Raw genomic sequence first — 23,199 nt, 5'->3', positions numbered from 1 at the left:
AAAATGAAAGTAAATTCAGCTAATAACAATAATGATTTAAACAATTCTGAGATAGCAATAATTGCTACTGCTGGGCGGTTTCCAGGAGCAAAAGATATTGAATCTTTTTGGCAAAATATACATGATGGTGTAGAGTCTATCTCCTGTTTGACAGATGAAGAATTGATAAAATCTGGTATTTCTCTAGATTTACTGAGTAATTCTAATTATGTGAAAGCTAGTGCTGCTTTACCAGAGATTGAATTGTTTGATGCAAATTTCTTTACTTATAGTGCGAAAGAAGCTGAGTTAATAGATCCACAACAACGCCTATTTTTAGAATTAGCTTGGGAAGCTATAGAAAAAGCTGGTTATGACCCACAAACTTACAACGGTTTAATCGGGGTTTATGGTGGTGTGGGGATAAATAGTTATTTACTCAATAATCTCTATCCTCATCATCAATTATTAGAGACATTTAGCCTTCTCCAATTGGGAATTTCCAACGATAAAGATTTTTTGCCGTCACGAGTTGCTTATAAACTCAACTTGACAGGGCCAGCCGTGAATGTGCAAACTGCCTGTTCTACTTCTTTAGTTGCTATTCATTTAGCTTGTCAAAGTCTATTAAATGGTGAATGTGATATGGCTTTAGCTGGTGGAGTTTCTATCAGCATTCCCCAAAAAAGAGGTTACTTATATCAAGAGGAAATGATTCTTTCTCCTGATGGACACTGCCGTGTTTTTGATGCTCAAGCACAAGGAACTGTTGCCGGTAGCGGTGCAGGTATTGTGGTATTGAAAAGATTAAAGGATGCAATAAGCGATCGCGACCACATCCATGCAATTATTAAAGGCTCGGCGATCAATAATGATGGTGCAATGAAAGTCGGCTACACTGCTCCTAGTGTCAGTGGTCAAGCAGCAGTCATTAGCGAGGCTCAAGCTATAGCTGGTGTAGATGCCGAAACAATTTCCTATATTGAAGCTCATGGCACCGCTACACCTTTAGGAGATCCGATTGAAATTGCAGCTTTAACTCAAGCTTTTAGTCAAACTACCGATAAAAAAGGCTTCTGTGCTATTGGTTCAGTAAAAACCAACTTTGGACATTTGGATACAGCAGCAGGTGTCACAGGTTTGATTAAGACTGCATTAGCACTGCAACATCAAATGCTGCCTCCTAGTTTGCACTACCAGACACCTAATCCCAAAATAGATTTTGCTAACAGTCCTTTTTACGTCAATACAACCCTGACTGAATGGAAAACAAATGACACCCCTCGCCGTGCTGGAGTTAGTTCTTTTGGTATGGGGGGGACGAATGCTCATGTCATTTTGGAAGAAACTCCTTTGTTAGAGCAGGGGAGCAGGGGAGCAGGGGAGCAGGGGAGAAATTATCAACTTTTGGTACTTTCTGCTAAGACTGCAACTGCACTGGAGAAGGCGACAAATAATTTAATCACGCATTTAAAAGAGCATCCAGAACTCAATTTAGGCGATGTAGCTTATACCCTCAATAGTGGTCGCCGGGGTTTTAATCATCGACGGATGTTAATTTGTCAAGATTTAGAAGATGCCGTCAAAAATCTCAGTAGTTTAGCAGTTCAACAAGTTTTTACCAATTATACAGAGATTACAGAACGGTCTGTTGTCTTTATGTTTCCTGGTCAAGGTTCTCAATATGTCAACATGGCACGGGAAATTTACGAAACTGAGACAGTATTTAAAGAACAAGTTGATTATTGCTCAGAAATTCTTAAACCCTTACTAGGGCAAGATTTACGTCATATTCTTTACCCCAGTGACGAAAAGATTGATGAGGCATCGCAGCAACTTCAACAAACAGCGATCGCTCAACCTGCTATTTTTGTAATTGAATACGCCCTAGCTAAATTATGGCAGTCATGGGGAGTGGAGCCACAAGCTGCGATCGGTCATAGTATTGGCGAGTATGTAGCAGCAACTCTAGCAGAAGTTCTTTCCCTAGAAGATGCCTTATCTCTGGTAGCAGCACGCGGACAGATGATGCAGCAACTTCCTAGTGGGGCAATGCTTTCTATCCCCCTGCCCGTAGACAAAGTAAAATCCCTATTAGGATCAGAACTTTCTGTTGCAGCGATTAATCAACCCTCACAGTGCGTGGTTTCCGGTTCTATAGCAGCAATAGAGGCACTACAAAATCAGCTAGCTACTCAAGGGATTGAATGTCGCCGTCTGCATACTTCCCATGCTTTCCATTCGCAAATGATGGAACCAATCTTAGAAGCATTTAGAGAGCAAGTTAAAAAAGTAACTTTAAATCCCCCAAAACTTCCTTATATCTCCAACCTGACTGGTACATGGATTACAGTCACCCAAGCCACAAATCCTGACTATTACGCTCAACATCTGCGTTCCACAGTGCTTTTTGCCCAAGGTGTAGAGAAATTATTGGCAACACCTGAGCAAGTTTTACTAGAAGTGGGGCCAGGACACACACTGACTACATTAGCTAAAAAGCATCCAGACAAAGCAGCCGCACAAACGGTGTTAACTTCGGTGCGCCATCCTCAAGAAAAGCAATCCGATACTCGTGTTTTATTCAATACATTAGGTCAACTCTGGCTGGCTGGAGTCAATATAGATTGGTTTGGATTCTATAGTCAGGAGGAATATTATCGTCTTCCCTTACCGACTTATCCCTTTGAGCGCCAACGTTATTGGATTGACCCCCCACAAAAAACAGCTGGGGGGCAGTTACAAACCTTACCTACAACATCACAATTGTGGACATCGCTCATAGAAGCAGGCCAGAATCAAGCAAGTGTTAGAGATGGAGAACTCAACGAGTTAACATATCGAGAAAACAGACACTGGTTGGATCGTTTATGTACAGCCTACATCAATTCTGCATTCAAGCAATTAGGGGCTTTTAAGAATTCCGAAGAAAAGTATTCTTTGGAGAATTTGTTAACGCAATGCCATATAACTCCTCGTTATCAACAATTAGTGTGTAGATGGTTGCAAATATTAGTAGAGCAAGGACAACTACAGCAACAAGAGGGGTTATTTACTGGACTAGTGCCATGTTCGCAAGATTTGATTCATGAACTTTTAGAAGAAGGCAGAGTGAGAATGGCTGCTAAATCTCTAACAGTAGATTTAGTACAGCGTTGTGGTGAAAATTTAGCTGCCGTTGTTGTTGGTGAACAAGAACCCTTAGAGTTTTTCAATGAACTGATTTATCAAGAAGAAAACAACGGTTCAAATTCAGAATTGGCATTACTAAATTACTACAACTCTATCTTGCGCTCAAGCCTGGAACAAGTGGTCAAGTCATTGTCATCATCGGTTCACCTGAGAGTTCTGGAAATCGGCGCGGGTACTGGTATGTCTACGCAAGCATTACTACCTGTGTTGCCTTCAAAACAAACCAACTATACTTTTACTGATATTGGTAGCGGCTTCCTGACTAAAGCGCAACAGAAGTTTAACGAATACCCATTTGTTGAATATCGCTTACTAGACATAGACAATTCGCCAACTGAGCAAGGGTTTGAGAAGCATAGCTTTGATGTAGTCATCGCTTCTAATGTGTTGCACGCAACTCGGAACATAGATCAAACCCTCCAAAATGTGCGCTCTTTATTAGCTCCTGGGGGCTTCCTCTTATTGTGGGAAATAACTCAGCCGAAAATAGACTTTGATATCAGTTGGGGTCTGCTGTTAAAACTTTTAGACGATGAAAGACGCAGCCCAGGTCAGCCTTTTATCACCAAAGACCAGTGGTTTGAAGCACTACGCGATCGCGATTTTGTCCAAGTTGCTGCTTTTCCAGAAACTGAAGCGTTTGAGCATAAGGTTATTATGGCTCAAGCTTCTGTACCAGTCGCGTTTAGCACAAAGTTTGGACAAAAAGAGGCTGACCAAAAATCACAGCTTTCATTACAAAGAAAGCCGGATAATTTTCAGCCAGAAAACTTATCTGCACTCCACTCAAGACCCGATTTGCCAAATTCATATATAGCTCCTCGCGATGAGCTTGAGCAAAAAATTGCCGATATATGGCAAGAATTCTTGGGAATTAAACAAGTGGGAATCAATGACAACTTTTTTGAATTGGGAGGAGATTCGCTAATAGCTGTTCAGGTTTTGTCCCGATTACGAAATATTTTTTATATCAAATTATCTCTAGCAATTTTGTTTGAGTCTCCCACAATAGCTGAAATAGCACTAAAGCTAGAGAAACAACATCCAGAACCAGATATTAGCTTAGATGCAATTGATAGAGAAGAAATAGCGATATGAACCGTATCCAAGAATTTTCTATTTTAGATTAAGAAATATTTTCAATCTAAAATAGAAAATTCAAAATCTAAAATTGAAAGACCTTTTTTAATCTTTAAATCCAAAATCAAAAATTCGGTATGAAGGTAATAATTATATGAATATTAAGCAATTTGTAGCTGAACTTTCCCAGCAAGGTGTGAAATTGTGGGTTGAAGATGAACAGTTACGTGCTAATGCTCCAAAGGGAGTATTGACAGCAGAAACTCGTGACTTATTAGTTAAGAATAAAGCAGAACTTATTTTGTGGTTGCACCAGAAAAATGAGTTAGCGTACCCCAACGGGGAAGCAAGCTACACGCAGCGTCCCGTTGGCGCAGCCTCTCGTAGAGAAGGGAAGCTCACCGGAGGTATCGCCACTGATACTGATTTACCCCTGATCAAAGGCGATCGCACTCAGAACTTACCTCTGTCTTTTGGCCAAGAACAAATCTGGTTATTGAACCAGTTGGAACCAAATAACCCCTTCTACAACGAACAAGCAGCTCTACGACTTCGTGGTAATCTAAACGTCGTGGCACTAGAGCAAAGCCTCAACAAAATTATTGCTCGCCACGAATCCTTACGTACCAACTTCCGAACCTTTAACGAGCAGCCAATTCAGGTAATTGCTGAAAGCTTAACCTTAAATTTGTCAGTAGTAGATCTAACAGAGCTACCTAAAAGTGAAAGAGAAATCGCTTGCCAGCAATTAGCCACAGCAGAAGCTATTCGACCCTTTGACCTCGCTAACTCTGGTTTAATCCGAGCTTCTGTGCTTCAACTCACAGAGCTAGAACACGTGTTGTTACTAACATTACACCACATTGTCTTCGATGCTTGGTCAGTGGGTGTATTGATGCGGGAGTTAGCAACCATTTACTCAGGTCTGTGCAATAATTTGTCCCCAGAACTACCTGAGCTACAAATTCAGTATGCCGACTTTGCTATTTGGCAACGGCAGTGGTTGCAAACAGAAGTACTCCAAAGGCAGCTTAACTACTGGCAGCAACTACTCAAAAACGCTCCTAGCTTACTAGAATTACCCACAGACCGACCTAGACCAGCGATTCAAACTTTCCGAGGAGCGCGTCAACATATAAAACTTTCAATTGAACTGAGTGAAGCACTTGCCAATTTTAGTAAGCAAGAGAAAGCCACCCTGTTCACGACGCTGTTTACAGCATTTGTTACCTTACTTTATCGCTATACAGGCTCTGATGACATTTTAGTGGGTACGCCTATTGCTAACCGCGATCGCTTTGAAACTGAAGACTTGATTGGCTTTTTTGTCAATACCTTAGTGCTACGTACCGATTTGTCAGGTAATCCCAGTTTTAAGCAGTTGCTGAGTCGAGTGCGTCAACTGATGTCGCAAGCTTACGCTCATTCAGACCTGCCCTTTGAGGAGTTGGTAAAAGCATTGCAGCCAGAACGGGATCTCAGTCATACACCGTTGTTTCAGGTAATGTTTCTCCTCCAGAATGCTTCCGTATCTCAAGTGGATTTGACTGGGTTAACTGTCAGTCCATTAGTGACAGAAAGGACAACTGCCAAGTTTGATTTGACTTTATTCATGGAAAACACTACCACTGGACTAGTGAGTACGTGGGAATACAACACTGACTTGTTTGATGCAAGTACCATCGAGCGGATGGCGGGTCATTTTGTAACTTTGCTATCAGGCATTGTTGCTAATCCCAAAGAGCAAATTTCGCAATTGCCCCTGCTGACAAAACCGGAACAACGACAGTTACTTGTCGAATGGAACGATACTCAAGCTGAGTATCCCCTTGATAAGTGTATCCATCAGTTGTTTGAGGAGCAGGTGGAGCGTACACCAGATGCTATAGCAGTGGTGTTTGAAAATCAACAACTGACTTACCAGCAATTGAACTGTCGCGCTAACCAGTTGGCACATTACTTGCAGTCTTTGGGTGTGAAAGCCGATGTGCTGGTCGGTTTATGTGTGGAGCGTTCTTTAGAAATGGTCGTGGCACTACTAGGTATTCTTAAGGCGGGTGGGGCATACCTGCCACTTGACCCAGAGTATCCAACTGAGCGCCTGAGTTTCATGCTTGAAGATGCTCAAGTTTCAGTGCTACTAACCCAGCAGCCACTGCTTGAGAGACTGCCTGAGCATCAAGCACATCTTGCTTGCTTAGATACTGACTGGCAGGCAATTTCTCTTTCAAGCCAGAATAATACCATTACTGATGTACAAGCAAATAACTTAGCTTATATAATTTACACCTCTGGTTCTACAGGTAAACCTAAAGGTGTAGCTCTTAATCAGCTTGCTCTTTGCAATCTTATTCTGTGGCAACTTCAAAATAATACAATTTCTACTGAAGCAAGAACCTTGCAATTTGCCCCTATTAGCTTTGATGTCTCCTTCCAAGAAATATTTACTACCTGGTTTTCGGGAGGCACATTGTTCTTAATTGGGGAGGAACTACGCCGAGATCCAGTAGCTTTGTTAGGTTTCCTCAAAGAAAAAGCTGTTGAGAGACTGTTTGTTCCCTTTGTTGTCTTACAGCAACTAGCTGAAGTCGCTATTGATAGTGAGTTAGTTAATAGTCATCTGAGGGAAATTATTACTGCTGGGGAACAGTTGCAGATTACTCCGGCGATTTCTCAATGGTTGGGCAAACTTAGTGATTGCACATTGCACAATCATTATGGGCCATCGGAAAGTCATGTGGTTACTACTTTTAGACTGCCTGATCCAGTGGAAAATTGGCCGTTACTTCCTCCCATTGGAAAGCCAATTGCAAATACACAAATTTATATTTTAGATAAATATTTACAGCCTGTACCTATTGGTGTCCCAGGAGAGTTGTACATCGGTGGTGTCTCCCTAGCTAGGGGCTACCTCAATCGTCCAGAGTTGACACAAGATAAATTCATCTTAAACCCGTTTGATGAAACAGGAGAGAGTAGATTATATAAAACTGGGGATTTAGTACGCTATTTTACAGATGGCAATATTGAATACTTGAGTCGTATCGATAACCAAGTAAAAATACGTGGTTTTCGCATCGAGTTAGGCGAAATTGAAGCAGCATTAAGCCAATATAGTGATGTACAAGCAGCTTGCGTCATTCCCCGCGAAGATACCCCAGGTGATACTTGTACTGAGCGGAGTCGAAGTAAGCGCTTAGTCGCCTACGTAGTGCCGCATCAGCACTGTCTACTCTCAATCAGTGAACTGCGGCAATTTCTCAAAGCAAAGCTGCCAGAGTACATGGTGCCAAATGGTTTTGTGATATTGGAGTCGTTGCCATTAACTCCTAGCGGCAAGGTAGACCGCCGCGTTCTACCCGCACCAGATTTACACAGCGAACTCAAAGACAAATATATAGCCCCGCGCACCCCAATTGAAGAAATGCTGGCACAAATTTGGGCGCAAGTGCTGAAAGTAAAGCAAGTCGGTATTCATGATAACTTCTTTGAAGTTGGAGGACACTCGCTGCTAGCAACGCAACTGGTTTCACGCATCCGCAACATTTTCAAAGTGGAACTACCATTGCGTGAGTTGTTTGTCGCTGCGACAGTAGCTGAATTGGCGCATTTTATTGGGCAGTTGCAGCAACAAAACTTTGAACTAACTTCCACGCCCATTTTACCAAGAGCAAAGAATGCAGAGCTACCGCTATCTTATGCTCAACAGCGTCTGTGGTTTTTAGACCAGTTAGAGCCAAACAGTGCCATATACAACATATCTTTAGCTTTGCGTCTAGTCGGAACTCTCAATCAAACAGTCTTAGAACAAAGCTTGCATGAAATCATTGCTCGCCACGAAGCTTTACACACTAACTTCGTCATAGTTGATGGACAACCAACTCAAATTATTCACACAGAAACTGCTTGGAGGATGTCAGTAATTGACTGTGAAGGGTTATCGACAACTGAGCAAGAAATTGCTAGTCAGCAATTAGCAATCACCCAAGCTATTCAACCTTTTGACCTGGCAAGTGAAGCATTAGTCAGGGCAACATTAATTGTGCTGTCTGAGACAGAACACGTCTTGAGTATATGTATGCACCATGTTGTCTCTGATGCCTGGTCAATGGGTGTGTTTGTTCAGGAACTAGCAGCACTGTACAATGCTTACTCTCAAGATCAGCCCTCTGGTGCGTCTGCTAGCCGTAGCTTGCTTTCCGAAAGAGGTACACCCTTAGCGCCACTGCCGATTCAGTACGCAGATTTCGCCATCTGGCAAAGACAGTGGTTGCAAGGAGATGTACTAGAAAGGCAATTGGTTTATTGGCAGCAACAATTAAAAGATGCACCAGCTTTATTGTCGTTACCAACTGACCGACCCAGACCAGCTGTGCAGAGTTTTGCTGGGGCATATCAAAAGTTTGCACTTTCCAGAGAACTAACTAGTGGGTTAATACAGCTAAGTCAAAAGCAAGGGGTTACCTTGTTCATGACGTTGTTAGCAGCGTTTGATACCTTACTTTACCGCTATACAGGATCTGATGACATTTTGGTTGGTTCACCGATCGCCAATCGCGATCGCAGTGAAATCGAAGGGTTAATTGGCTTTTTTGTCAATACCTTAGTGATGCGTACCAACTTATCAGGCAACCCCAGTTTTAGCGAATTGCTCAATCGCGTTCGAGAAATGGCAATGGATGCATACTCTCATCAGAATTTGCCATTTGAAATGCTAGTGGAAGCATTGCAGCCCCAACGTGATCTCAGTCATACACCACTGTTCCAGATGATGTTTGCACTCCAGAATGCGCCCATATCTGAAGTAGAGCTTACCGGCTTAACTATCAGCTCTTTACCGGCAGCAGGCACAACTTCCAAGTTTGATTTGTCTTTGTTAATGGAGAACACTGCTACTTCGACTACGCTCAGTACAGGTACTGGACTAGTGGGTGTATGGGAATATAGCACTAATTTGTTTGATGCCAGCACAATCGAGCGGATGACTGGGCATTTTGTGACCTTGCTTGAAGGTATTGTTGCTAACCCACAGCAGAAGATTTCACAGTTACCTCTGCTGACAGAAGTTGAGCAACAACAGTTATTAGTTGAGTGGAATGATACTCAGGCGGATTATCTCCAGCATAAGTGTATCCATCAGTTGTTTGAGGAACAGGTAGAGCGTATCCCTGATGCTGTAGCTGTAGTGTTTGGAAATCAACAACTGACTTATTGTGAGTTGAATAGTCGTGCTAACCAGTTGGCGCATTACCTGAAGTCTTTGGGTGTGGGAGCCGATGTACTGGTTGGGTTGTATGTGGAGCGATCGCTAGAAACAATCGTGGGAATATTAGGTATTCTCAAGGCGGGCGGTGCTTATGTGCCACTTGACCCAGACTATCCTCAAGAGCGTTTGGCATATATGCTAAATGATTCACAGGTATCAGTCCTGTTGACTCAAGAGAAATTGCTGACTAGCCTACCGGAACATGGGGCACATGTACTGTGCTTAGATAAAGACTGGGAAGACATATCTACCGAAAATAAAGACAATCTCGTTAGTGGTTTGACAACTGATAACTTAGCTTATGTCATTTACACATCAGGATCTACAGGTCAACCGAAAGGCACCTTAGTTAGCCACTCAAATGTAGTTCGTTTATTTGAAGCGACAGATTCTTGGTATAACTTCAACCAAGATGATGTCTGGACAATGTTCCACTCTTATGCATTCGACTTTTCTGTGTGGGAAATTTGGGGTGCTTTACTTTATGGTGGACGACTGGTAGTAGTGCCTTATTTAGTGACGCGATCGCCCGAATCCTTCTTCGAGTTATTAGCTCAAGAGAAAGTCACCATTCTCAATCAAACACCCTCAGCTTTCCGCCAGTTGATTCAAGCAGAACAGTCAATAGCAATTACTGGCAATTTGAACTTACGCTTGGTAATTTTCGGTGGAGAAGCCTTAGAACTCTTGAGTTTACAGCCTTGGTTTGAGCGTCATGGCGACAAGTCACCCCAGTTAGTGAATATGTACGGGATTACAGAAACTACTGTACATGTAACTTATCGTCCATTGAGTAAAACCGATTTAAATGGCACAGCAAGTGTAATTGGTCGTCCGATTCCCGACTTACAGGTATATGTGCTAGATGAATATTTACAGCCGATGCCGATTGGTGTCGCGGGCGAGATGTACGTTGGTGGTGCTGGAGTAGCGCGTGGCTATCTTAATCGCCCTGAACTGACAGCACAGAGGTTTATTTCTAATCCCTTTAGCAATAACCCAAAAGCACGACTATATAAATCCGGCGACTTAGCACGTTATTTGCCTAATGGCGAGTTGGAGTATTTAGGGCGCATCGATCAACAAGTAAAGATTCGCGGCTTCCGCATTGAGTTGGGAGAAATTGAGGCACTACTAGCGCAACACCCAGCCATCTGGGAAAGCGCGGTGCTGGTTCGAGAGGATGAACCGGGCAACAAACGTCTAGTGGCTTACGTAGTGCCGAAGACAGAACAATCTCCCACAGCCGCAGAACTACGTCGCTTCCTCAAACAAAAGCTGCCAGAGTACATGGTGCCAAGTGCTTTTGTGCAGTTAGAAGTTCTACCACTGACAGCAAATGGTAAGGTAGACCGTCGTGCTTTGCCTGTACCTGACACCGCAAGACCAGAATTAGAAAATGTTTTTGTCGCACCTAGCACTCCAGAAGAGAAAATATTAGCCGCCATCTGGACTAAGGTTCTTGATGTTGAACAAGTAGGTATTAATGATAACTTCTTTGCTTTAGGTGGGGATTCTATCCGTAGCATTCAAGTGCTGTCTCAAGCTAAAGAACAAGGGTTGAGTTTATCTGTGCAACAGTTATTCCAATATCAAACGATTCACGAGCTAGTCCAAGAACTGAAAACACAAGAGAATGACATCACAAAATTAGAATTAACTCAACCATTCAGTCTCATTTCTCAAGCAGACAAACAGCAGTTACCTGATGGTCTAGAGGATGCCTATCCCCTTGCTATGCTGCAAATGGGAATGATTTATCACAGTGAGTACAGCCAAGATAGTGCAGTCTATCACGATATTTTCAGTTTCCACCTCAAAACCCCTTTTGATGTTCAACTTTTACAGGTCGCTATTCAAGATTTAGTCAATCATCACGCTGTACTGCGGACTTCATTTGAGCTTAGTAACTTCAGTATTCCGTTGCAACTGGTTCATCAGCAAGTTGAGGTTCCCTTGCAGGTGGAGGATTGGTGTGATTTGAATCATTCAGAGCAAGAAGAAGCCTTAGCTGCTTGGTTTGCAGCCGAAAAGAAACGGCATTTTAATTGGACTCATCCTCCCTTAGTGCGTTTCTTTGTTCATCGTCGCACACAGGAGACATTCAATCTGGCTTTGAGCTTCCACCACGCCATTCTCGATGGATGGAGTGTTGCCTCGATGATGAGCGAGTTGCTTAAGCGTTACTTGTCGCTTTTAGGCGAACCAGTCGATTATGTATCGCCACAATTCAGTATTGCATTCCGGGATTTTGTGGCTTTAGAGCAACAAGCGATCGCATCATCGTCAACTGGGCGATACTGGAGTGAAAGGTTAAACGACAGCACTTTCACCAAATTACCTCGCTGGTCTTTTGTGCAAACAAATACCAATGTTCGAGAAGTTGGTGTGCAAGAGGTAACTTTATCCTCCGAAATTTTTGCAGGCTTAAAACAACTGGCTCAGTCCGCAGAAGTTACACTCAAGAGTGTGCTGTTGGCTGCTCATCTGCGAGTATTAAATTTCCTCACTGGTGAGTCAGATGTAGTAACGGGTATAGCAGCTAACGGACGACCTGAGCAAAGTGATGGTGAACGAGTCCTGGGACTATTCCTCAATACATTGCCATTCCGCTTGCAATTTGCTGGAGGTACTTGGACAGACCTAGTGCAACAAGTGTTTGCAGCAGAAAGAGAAATGTTGCCACACCGCCGCTATCCTTTGGCAGAAATACAGAGGAGTTTGGGTAGTGAATCTCCTCTGTTTGAGACGGCGTTTAATTTCACCCATTTCCATGTCTACGAACAGGTGCTGGGACTTGATAATTTGCAGCTGCTTGGTGGAAAGTTTTTTGAACAAACAAACTTTACTTTTCTTGCTCAATTCAGCGTCAGTCCCAACTCCTCTGAGGTAGCACTGAATTTGAAGTACGATCCCTATGAGTTATGCTCCGAACAAATTAACAGGATTAGTGATTATTACCTTAGAGTTCTTGCTGCAATGGCGAACCAGCCACAAGGACGTTATGAGTTGCACTCTCTTGTTTCTTTAGAAGAGCGTCATCAACTTCTAGTGGAGTGGAACCAGACAGCAGTAGAATATCCCAAAGATAAATGCATTCACCAGTTGTTTGAAGCGCAAGTAGAACAAACACCCAATGCAACGGCGGTGATATTTGGGGATCAACACCTTACATATACCGAGTTAAACGCCAGAGCAAATCAACTTGCCCATTATCTACAAACCCTTGGGATAAAACCAGAAGTACTGGTTGGGTTGTGTGTGGAGCGATCATTAGAAATGATAGTGGGAATGTTGGGAATTCTCAAGGCGGGTGGAGCTTATGTGCCTCTCGACCCAGAATATCCTCAAGAGCGCTTAAGCTTCATGCTCGAAGACACTCAGCTATCAGTCGTATTGACTCAAGAAAAACTAGTTAATAAACTAGGCTCTAGCCTCCGGCGCGGCTGTGCCGAACCTCGATCTGGTGTAATTTGCTTAGACTCAAACTGGGATATCATCAGCCAACAAGCACAACATAACCCAACTACTAGTGTTACATCTGATAACTTAGCTTATGTAATGTACACAAGCGGTTCTACAGGTCAACCCAAAGGCGTTAGCATTGTCCATCGAGGTGTAGTTCGATTAGTCAAACAAACCAACTATGTGAGCATTTCTGCTCAAGATGTGATTGCACAAGCCTCAAATTACGCCTTTGACGCTGCAACATTTGAAATTTGGGGTGCGCTACTGAACGGAGCGCAGTTGGTAGGGGTAAGTAAAGATTTGGCACTTTCGCCACAAGACTTTGCAGCCTTTATTCGAGCGCAAAGTATCAGTGTGTTATTCTTGACAACTGCTTTGTTCAATCAAATTGCTCAAGAAGCCCCCTCTGCTTTCAATACAGTACGGCATCTTCTATTTGGAGGAGAAGCAGTCGATCCTAAATGGGTCAAAGAAGTACTGAAAAATGGTGCGCCACAGCAATTACTGCACGTTTATGGGCCGACAGAGAATACAACATTTACTTCCTGGTACTTGGTGCAGGATGTCCCCGAAGACGCTACGACTATTCCCATCGGGCAGCCAATTTCTAACACGCAAATCTATGTGTTAGATTCTCAACTACAGCCAGTGGGCGTTGGTCTACCCGGAGAAGTATATATTGGGGGAGATGGTCTAGCAAGGGAGTACCTTAACCGACCAGAGTTAACACAACAGAAATTTATCCTCAACCCCTTTAGTTCTGACGATCATTCGCGCCTCTATAAAACTGGGGATAAAGCACGTTATTTACCAGATGGCAATATTGAATACTTGGGACGTATTGACAATCAAGTTAAAATACGCGGTTTTCGGATTGAGCTAGGCGAAATTGAAGCAATCCTGAGCCAACATGGTGATGTGCAGGCATCTTGCGTCATCCCCCGCGAAGAGACCCCTGGTGATACTTGTACTGAGCGGAGTCGAAGTAAACGCTTAGTTGCTTATTTAGTGCCATATCAAGACTGTACACTCAGAATCAGCAAACTGCGGCAATACCTGAAAGCAAAACTCCCAGACTACATGGTGCCAAATGCTTTTGTGATATTGGAGTCATTGCCGCTAACTCCTAATGGCAAAGTAGACCGCCGTGCTTTACCTGTACCAGATTTATACATCGACCTTGCAGATAAATATGTTGCCCCACGCAACCAAATTGAAGAAACACTGGCACAAATGTGGTTACAGGTGCTGGGATTAGAGCAAGTAGGAATTCATGATAACTTCTTTGAACTAGGCGGACACTCGCTACTCGCCACCCAACTGGTGTCACGTATCCGCGATCGCTTCAAAGTGCAACTCTCTTTAAGCGAATTGTTCAATGGCGCGACAATAGCTGAACTAGCGCAATCTATCGGGAAGTTACAGCAACAAAACTTAGACCTAACTGTTCCACGCATTCTACCAAGGAGCAAGAGATGATTACTGAAGAATTATTACCCCTATCTTATGCTCAACAGCGATTGTGGTTTTTAGACCAGTTAGAGCCGAACAGTGCTTCATACAACATCCCCTTAGCTTTGCGTCTAGTGGGCAATCTCAATCAGGCTGCCTTAGAACAAAGCTTGCAAGAAATTATCGATCGCCATGAAGCTTTACGCACAAACTTTATCACTGTTAATGGACAACCAATACAAATCATTAGGGAACAGAGAACAGGGAGCAAGGAACAGGGGATTGTATCAGTTGTTAACTTGAAGCATTTATCCCCAACTGAACAAGAAATTGCTACACAGGAATTAGTACAACAAGAAGCTATTCAACCTTTTGACTTGGCAAACCAAGAACTAATTAGAGCAACATTAGTATTGTTGAATAAGACAGAATATGTCTTGTTAGTGTGTATGCACCATGTTGTCTCTGACGGCTGGTCAATGGGTGTGTTTGTCCAAGAACTAGCAGCACTTTACAAGGCTTATTCTGAAGGTGAGCCGTCACCTTTAGCACCACTACCCATTCAATACGCAGATTTTGCCATTTGGCAAAGAGAGTGGTTGCAAGGGGATGTACTACAAACTCAACTAAATTATTGGCAACAACAATTAAAAGATGCACCAGCTTTATTGTCACTACCCACAGACCGTCCCAGACCTGCCGTGCAGACTTTCGCTGGTGCAACTCAAGAATTTACACTCTCAGTTGAGTTGACCAATAGACTGACAAAACTGAGCCAGGAGGGAGGTTGTACTCTCTTTATGACTCTATTAACAGCCTTTGATATCCTACTTTACCGTTACACAGGGCAATCAGACATTTTGGTAGGGACACCGATCGCCAACCGCGATCGCTCTGAAATAGAAGGATTAATTGGCTTTTTTGTCAATACCTTAGTCATGCGTACCAACTGGGCAGGTGATCCCAGTTTTAACGAATTACTCTCTCGCGTTCGCGCAATAGCTTTAGGAGCATATGCTCATCAAGATTTGCCCTTTGAAATGTTAGTGGACGCATTGCAGCCAGAACGGAATCTTAGCTATACACCACTCTTCCAAGTGATGTTTGCGCTCCAAAATGCGCCAATGTCAAAACTAGAGCTTGCAGGCTTAACTATCAGTTCTATACCATCTCAAAGCACAACTACTAAGTTTGATTTGAGTTTATCAATGTACAACTCAGGTGCTGGATTAGTGGGTGTGTGGGAATACAGCACTGACTTGTTTGATGCCAGCACAATTGAGCGGATGACTGAGCATTTTCTAACCTTGTTAGAAGGAATTGTCACTAATCCCAAAGAGCGAATTTCCCAACTACCAATGCTGACACCAGTTGAACAGCATCAGTTATTAGTTGAATGGAACTCGACTCAAGTAGATTATCCTTTTGATAAGTGTATCCATGAGTTGTTTGAGGAGCAGGTTAAGCGTACCCCGGATGCTGTAGCAATTATCTTTGAAAATCAACAACTGACTTACCAGCAATTGAACTGTCGCGCTAACCAGTTGGCGCATTACTTGCAATCTTTGAATGTAAAACCAGATACATTGGTGGGTATTTGTGTAGAGCGATCGCTCTTAATGGTCGTGGGACTACTAGGTATTCTTAAGGCGGGTGGGGCATACCTGCCACTTGACCCAGATTATCCTCAAGAACGCTTGAGCTTTATGTTAGAAGATGCTCAAGTTCCAGTGCTACTGACTCAACAACAACTCCTTAAAAAGTTACCTCAGCATCAAGCGCAGGTTGTATGTTTAGATACTGACTGGCAGTTTATTTCTAAGTCAAGTCAGGATAATGCGTTAGCGCAGCTTACCGTAGGTATCGCCTTTGACGGGGCTACGCCCATCGCAGATGTGCAAGCAATGAATTTGGCTTATGTGATTTATACCTCTGGTTCTACAGGCAGACCCAAAGGGGTGATGATCCCACATGGCGCGATCACCAACCACTGTTGTATTATTCAACAAGCTTACGCACTTGGAAGGAGCGATCGTGTACTCCAGTTTGCCTCAATCAACTTCGATGCCTCATTAGAACAGATATTTCCTACACTAATAGCTGGCGCTACCTTGGTACTCCGAGGCTCAGATGTATGGACTCCGACAAACTTCCAAAAAATAATTTCGGATTTTGGACTGACTGTCGTTAATCTCCCAACAGCCTACTGGCAACAATTGGCTCAAGAGTGGGCCAAAACACAAGTGTTAGATACCAACAGCGAACTGAGACTTGTGATTGTTGGTGGAGATGTAATGTTGCCCGAGTATGTTGCGATTTGGCAACAAAGCGCAATGTCTCGTGTTCGTCTGGTCAACGCTTATGGCCCCACAGAGACCACCATCACCGCAAGCCTGTTTGAAATTCTTCCCCAGTTGAGTGAAAAGATCAATCTGAAAAAAATGCCTATTGGCCGTCCTCTGCCTAACAGGACTGTATATATTATAGACAGCTATTTACAGCCTGTTCCCATTGGTGTACCAGGAGAATTGCACATTGGTGGTGCTGGATTAGCAAGAGGCTACCTCAACCGTCCAGAGTTGACAAAAGAAAAATTCATCCTTAACCCTTTTAGCGATGAACTAGATTCCCGCCTTTATAAAACTGGTGATTTAGCACGTTATTTACCAGATGGCACAATTGAATACCTGGGACGTATTGACAACCAAGTAAAAATACGCGGTTTCCGTATCGAGTTGGGAGAAATTGAAGCAGGGTTGAGCCAATATGAGGATGTGCAGACGTGTTGTGTCATTGCTCGTGAAGACACGACTGGGGATAAACGCTTAGTCGCCTACGTAGTGCCACATCTAGAACAAACTCCTACAGTTAGCCAGTTACGCTCTTTTCTCTCTGGCCAACTGCCTACTTACATGATGCCTCATGCTTTTGTGATCCTAGAGTCTCTACCTCTTTTGCCCAATGGCAAGGTAGACCGCCGCGCATTGCCTGCACCAGACTTTCGTGGAGAACTAGAAGTCAGTTTTGTTGCCCCACGCACCCCCATTGAAGAAATGCTAGCGCAGATTTGGGCAGAAGTTTTGAGACTAGACCAAGTGGGCATACATGATAACTTCTTTGAACTTGGCGGAGATTCTATTCTCAGTATTCAAATTATTAGCAGAGCCAAGCAAATAGGATTGCATCTGGCTCTCAAGCAATTATTTGCACATCAAACAATTGCAGAATTAGCGACAGTTGCTAACATGGCAAATGCGATCGCAGTAGAACAAGGATTAGTTACAGGGATATTACCTCTAACACCAATTCAACACTATTTCTTTGAGCAAAATTTACAACAGCCCCACCACTTTAATCAATCATTTCTGCTCTCAGTCCCATCTGACCTCGAACCAGAGTTATTAAAGCAAGTATTGCAGCAATTGTTAGCACATCACGATGCTCTGCGCCTACGTTTTACACAATATGAGTCCACTTGGCAGCAAATTCACTCTGCTGTAACTGATAGCGTTGCTTTCTCTCAAATAGACTTATCGGAACTCCCAGAAAGTGAGCAACAAACTGCCATTGAAACTAAAGCGGCTTCCTTTCAAGCGAGTTTGAATGTGTCAGAAAATCTAGTGCAAGTCGCCTTTTTTCATCTGGGTATTGACAAAAGGGCGCGATTACTAATAGTCATCCATCACTTAGTAGTTGATGGTGTTTCTTGGCGAATTTTATTAGAGGATTTACAAACAGCTTACCAGCAACTTGCTCAAGGTAAAGCGATTGCTTTGACTGCCAAAACAACTTCTTTCAAGGATTGGTCTGAAAAATTAACAGCTTATGCACAATCACAAGCCCTCAAATCTGAAGTGGCTTATTGGCTGAATCAATCTCGCGCCGTAGTTCCTCCCATCCCAGTTGACTATATACAAGGGGCAAACACCGTTGCGTCTGCCAGTACAGTATCAGTGTCATTAAATGAGATCGAAACTCGTGCCTTACTGCAAGATGTGCCAAAGGCTTACAACACTCAGATTAATGATGTGCTACTGACTGCCTTGGTGCTGGTTTTGGCAAGATGGACTAACTCAAGCTCTGTGCTGTTCAACTTAGAAGGTCATGGGCGGGAAGATATTGTTGATGGTGTGGATTTATCACGCACTATCGGTTGGTTTACGACCATTTTCCCTGTATTTGTGGAACTGGGAGCAACAGAAAATCCAGCAGATGCCTTGAAATCTGTCAAAGAACAACTGCGCTCTATTCCCAACAAGGGAATTGGCTACGGTTTATTGCGCTATCTGAGTCAGGATGCAGAGATTGCTGCTCAACTCCAAGCATTTGGGCAAGCAGAAATCAGTTTTAATTATTTGGGTCAATTCGATCAACTTCTCAATACATCTTCTTGGATGCAACTGGCTAGTGAATCTGCGGGACATAGCCAAAGTTTGCAAAACAACCGTGCTTATTTATTAGACATTAACAGCATTATTGCTGGAGAACGGTTGCAAATAGAGTGGATTTACAGCACAAATATCCACCAGCACACCACGATCGCAACTCTGGCGCAAGATTTTGTTAAAATATTGCAAGGGTTGATTGCTCATTGTTCATCACCTGAGAGTAGAGGTTATACACCTTCAGATTTCTCTTTGGTGAAGCTAAACCAGCTAGAACTAGACCAACTGTTGGCAAGTTTAGGCAAAACTAACTCCAAGAATATTGAAGATATTTATCCACTTTCTCCCATGCAGCAGGGAATGCTGTTTGAAAGTTTGTATGCTCCAGACTCAGGAGTATATTTTGAGCAGTTAAGTTTTACTTTAAAAGGTGAGTTGAACGTAGTAGCTTTTGAGCAAGCTTGGCAGCAAGTGGTAGCACGGCATTCAATCTTGCGGACTGCTTTTGTTTGGGAGCAATTAACCCAGCCACTTCAAATCGTGTATCGGCAGGTTGATATTAACCTCAACAGACATGATTGGCAACGGCTATCTGCACAAGATCAGCAAGAGCAATTAGAGCTTTTCTTGCATTCACAGCGACAACAGGGTTTCCAACTCTCTCTTGCACCACTAATGCACCTGGCCCTCATTCAATTAAGTGCAAATATTTATCAATTCGTTTGGAGTTCTCATCACTTATTGCTTGATGGCTGGTCAACGCCTTTGATTTTCAAAGACTTATTATATTTTTATCAAGAAATTTCTCAAGGTGAAACTGTAGCCGTTCAACCAGCCCAAAGCTATCGCAACTATATTGCTTGGCTACAGAAACAAGACTTAACCCAAGCTGAACAATTCTGGAGAGAAAAACTCCAAGGTTTTACCTCACCCACTTCTTTGATAGTTGATAAACCATCGTCAAAACGACAACAGCTAAATTCTAGTTACAGCAAACAACAAATCCAACTGACAGAGCAAGCCACAGCTACCCTCCAGGCTTTTGTACGGCAGCATCAACTAACAATAAATAATTTGGTGCAAGCGACTTGGGCATTACTACTGAGTCGTTACAACCAAGAAAAAGATGTAGTTTTTGGTGCTACTGTTTCTGGTCGCCCTGCCTCTCTTGTCGGCATTGAGTCGATGGTGGGGATATTTATCAATACCTTGCCAGTACGAGTGCAAGTTACAGATGATACCCAAGTCTTGGCTGTGTTGAAGGATTTACAAACACAACAAGTGGAGTCTGAGCAATACTCATATAACTCATTGGTAGATATTCAAGGCTGGAGTGAAGTCAAGAGAGGAACGCCTTTATTTGAGAGTATTGTTGTCTTTGAGAATTATCCTGTGGATGAGGCAGTAAAATCGCCTAATTACAGTTTCTCTATAGAAAGTATTCACAGCATTGAACAAACTAATTATCCGCTAACTGTAATTGCTGCTCCTGGTAAGCAATTGTTGGTGAAGATTAACTATGATAGCAGCCGATTTGATGATGGTGCGATCGCTCGTATGTTGGGACATTTCCAAACATTGCTTGGGGGAATTATTGCTAATCCACAGCAGCGAATTTTGCAATTGCCTCTGCTGACAGCAACTGAGGAACAGCAATTATTAGTGGAGTGGAACGACACTCAAGTTGATTATCTTCAAAATAAATGTATCCATCAGCTGTTTGAAGAGCAAGTAGAGCGTACCCCAGATGCGATCGCAGTTGTCTTTGAAAATCAACAACTGACTTACTACCAGTTGAATGCCAAAGCAAATCAGTTGGCGCACTACTTGCGCTCTTTGGGTGTAGGAGCCGATGTGTTGGTGGGTATTTGTGTCGAGCGATCGCTGGAAATGGTGGTGGGACTGTTAGGGATTCTTAAAGCCGGTGGGGCTTATGTGCCACTTGACCCAGAGTATCCTACTGAACGCCTGAGTTTCATGCTTGAAGATGCTCATGTTCAAGTGCTGCTGACTCAACAGCATCTTGTTGAAAGACTACCTAAGCCTGGGGCGCAGCTTGTCTGTTTGGATAGTGACTGGCAGCTTATTTCTCAGTCAAGCCAAGACAATACAGTCACTGCTGTGCAAGCAACTAATTTGGCTTATGTGATTTATACCTCTGGTTCTACAGGTCAGCCTAAAGGAGTATTGATTGAACATCAAGCGATCGCGCCTCATTGTCAAAATATTATCGCCCACTATCAACTCACTCCAGGCGATCATATTTTACAGTTTGCCTCTGTCGGATTTGATGTTTCTTTAGAGCAAATTTTACCAACTATAATAGTCGGGGCAAGGCTAATTTTATTTAAAACACAATTTTTAACTGGCTCAGAATTTCACCAAAAATTACTCCAATTAGGCTTGACGGTAGTTAACTTACCTCCAGTTTACTGGACACAATGGCTTCAATTCCTAGAGGAAAATTCTTCAGCAACTTCCCTCAATGAATTAAGGTTAGTCATCTGTGGAGGCGAGGCAATGCCCCCAGAAAGTTTAAAACTCTGGCAAAACAGTCCCCTGAAAACGGTACGTCTTTTAAATGCCTATGGACCAACAGAAGCAACAATAACAACGATGACCTTTGAAGTACCTCAAAGGATTTCTTTGAGCAAAATTCCCATCGGTCGTCCCTTGAAAAACTGCAAAGTCTATATTCTTAATTCTCAGCGGCAACCTGTTCCGATTGGTATCCCTGGAGAATTACACATTGGCGGTGATGGGTTAGCGCGTGGCTATCTCAACCGTCCTCAACTCACAGCCGAAAAATTCATCGAACTTGAATTATTGGGAGAACAAGAACGAGTCTATAAAACTGGGGACTTAGCCCGTTACTTGGGCGATGGCAATATTGAATACTTAGGACGGATTGACAATCAGGTTAAAATGCGAGGCTTCCGGATCGAATTGGGAGAAGTCGAAGCAGTACTAAGTCAGCATGGGGATGTGGAGGGATGTTGTGTCATCGCCCGCGAGGACACTCCCGGTGATAAACGTTTAGTTGCCTACGTGGTAGCAGATCAGGACTGTACACCCACAATCAGCGAACTGCGCCAATTCCTCAAAGCAAAACTCCCAGACTACATGGTGCCAAATGCTTTTGTGATGTTGGAGTCCTTGCCACTAACTCCTAGCGGCAAAGTAGACCGCCGTGCATTAAAAGCACCTGATTTACACAGCAGTGACTCAGACAAATTTGTTGCACCACGTAACCAATTAGAACTGCAACTAACGCAAATCTGGTCAAAGATTTTGAAAGTTGACAAGGTGGGAGTACAAGATAACTTCTTTGATCTCGGTGGTCATTCCCTTTTAACTCCTTACTTAATGGCTCAAATTAAACAGCAGTTTGGTAAAGATATTCCTATAGCAAGCCTTTACCAAAATCCAACTATTGAACAGTTGGCAACTATTGTGCAAGCGGATTCGGATTCCTCAATTTGGTCTCCCTTAGTAGCAATTCAGCCGAACGGTTCTAAGCCACCTCTATTTTGCCTTCCAGGAGCTGCTGGTACTCCTTTCTACTTATATGACTTAGCCCGTTGTCTAGGTTCAGACCAACCATTTTACAGTTTCCAAGCAAATGGTCTTTCTGGAGAATCGGAATCAATTACTCCAGTTGAGGATATGGCAACCCAGTACATTCAAGAACTCTTAGTTATTCAACCGCAGGGGCCGTATTTTTTAGCAGGGCATTCTTTTGGCGGTAAATTAGCTTTTGAAATGGCGCAGCAGTTACTTCGCAAAGGACATAAGGTTGCTTTAGTTGCCATTCTTGATACTACAGCACCTTTTTATCAGGAAAAGCCAGAAGGTTTCGATTGGGATCATGTGAAATGGCTAGCTCAATTGGCAGGCGCAATCGAAATTATTTACGCAAAGAAACTAGATATTTCTGACGATATTCTTCAATGTTTGGTTTGGGAAGATCAACTGAAATACGTTCTAGAACGATTAAAAAATGCTGATATCTTGCCTCCCGACGATGAAATTACACAGCTTAATAATATGGTGCAATTGCTCAAAGCTAACTCTCTAGTTAATTATGTACCAGAACAGGTTTATCCAACCCGAATTACCTTATTACGGGCCAGCGAAACTTCCGCGGTCGAGGAGTCTAATAGTGAAATACTTTCTGAGATTTTGCAGGATTCGACCTGGGGCTGGAGCAAGTTTTCTACCGAGCAGGTGGATATCCATTTTGTTCCAGGTAACCATGTCACCATGATGACTCAACCCCATGTTCAGATATTAGCCGAACGGTTGAAAGCTTGTATCGAAGAAGCCACAGTAAACTACGGGTGACGGGTTATAAACCTTCTTTTGATCATCAGATTC

The 23,199-nt window shown here is 43.1% G+C and carries 3 protein-coding genes; all 3 read left to right on the top strand.

What is annotated here, in order from left to right; genetic code table 11:
* Nucleotides 1–3 precede the first annotated feature (3 nt).
* Nucleotides 4–4,269 carry a beta-ketoacyl synthase N-terminal-like domain-containing protein gene (locus RMY16_RS00165; RefSeq protein WP_322734664.1) on the top strand — a complete coding sequence of 1,422 codons (4,266 nt, stop codon included), beginning with the start codon at nucleotides 4–6 and terminating at the stop codon, nucleotides 4,267–4,269.
* A gap of 136 nt (nucleotides 4,270–4,405) precedes the next feature.
* A complete protein-coding gene (locus RMY16_RS00160; RefSeq protein WP_322734663.1) occupies nucleotides 4,406–14,464 on the top strand; it encodes a non-ribosomal peptide synthetase in 10,059 nt (3,352 codons plus the stop codon).
* Nucleotides 14,461–23,166 (top strand): non-ribosomal peptide synthetase, encoded by an 8,706-nt coding sequence (locus tag RMY16_RS00155; protein WP_322734662.1) that lies wholly within the window; start codon nucleotides 14,461–14,463, stop codon nucleotides 23,164–23,166. The genes RMY16_RS00160 and RMY16_RS00155 overlap by 4 nt, the downstream gene beginning before the upstream one ends.
* Nucleotides 23,167–23,199: the final 33 nt, after the last annotated feature.

Origin of the sequence: Nostoc sp. DedQUE12b, assembly GCF_034530835.1 — a bacterium.
Lineage (GTDB): Bacteria > Cyanobacteriota > Cyanobacteriia > Cyanobacteriales > Nostocaceae > Nostoc.
Note: the sequence above shows the minus strand (reverse complement) of the source record. Positions and strands in the feature narration are given on the sequence as shown.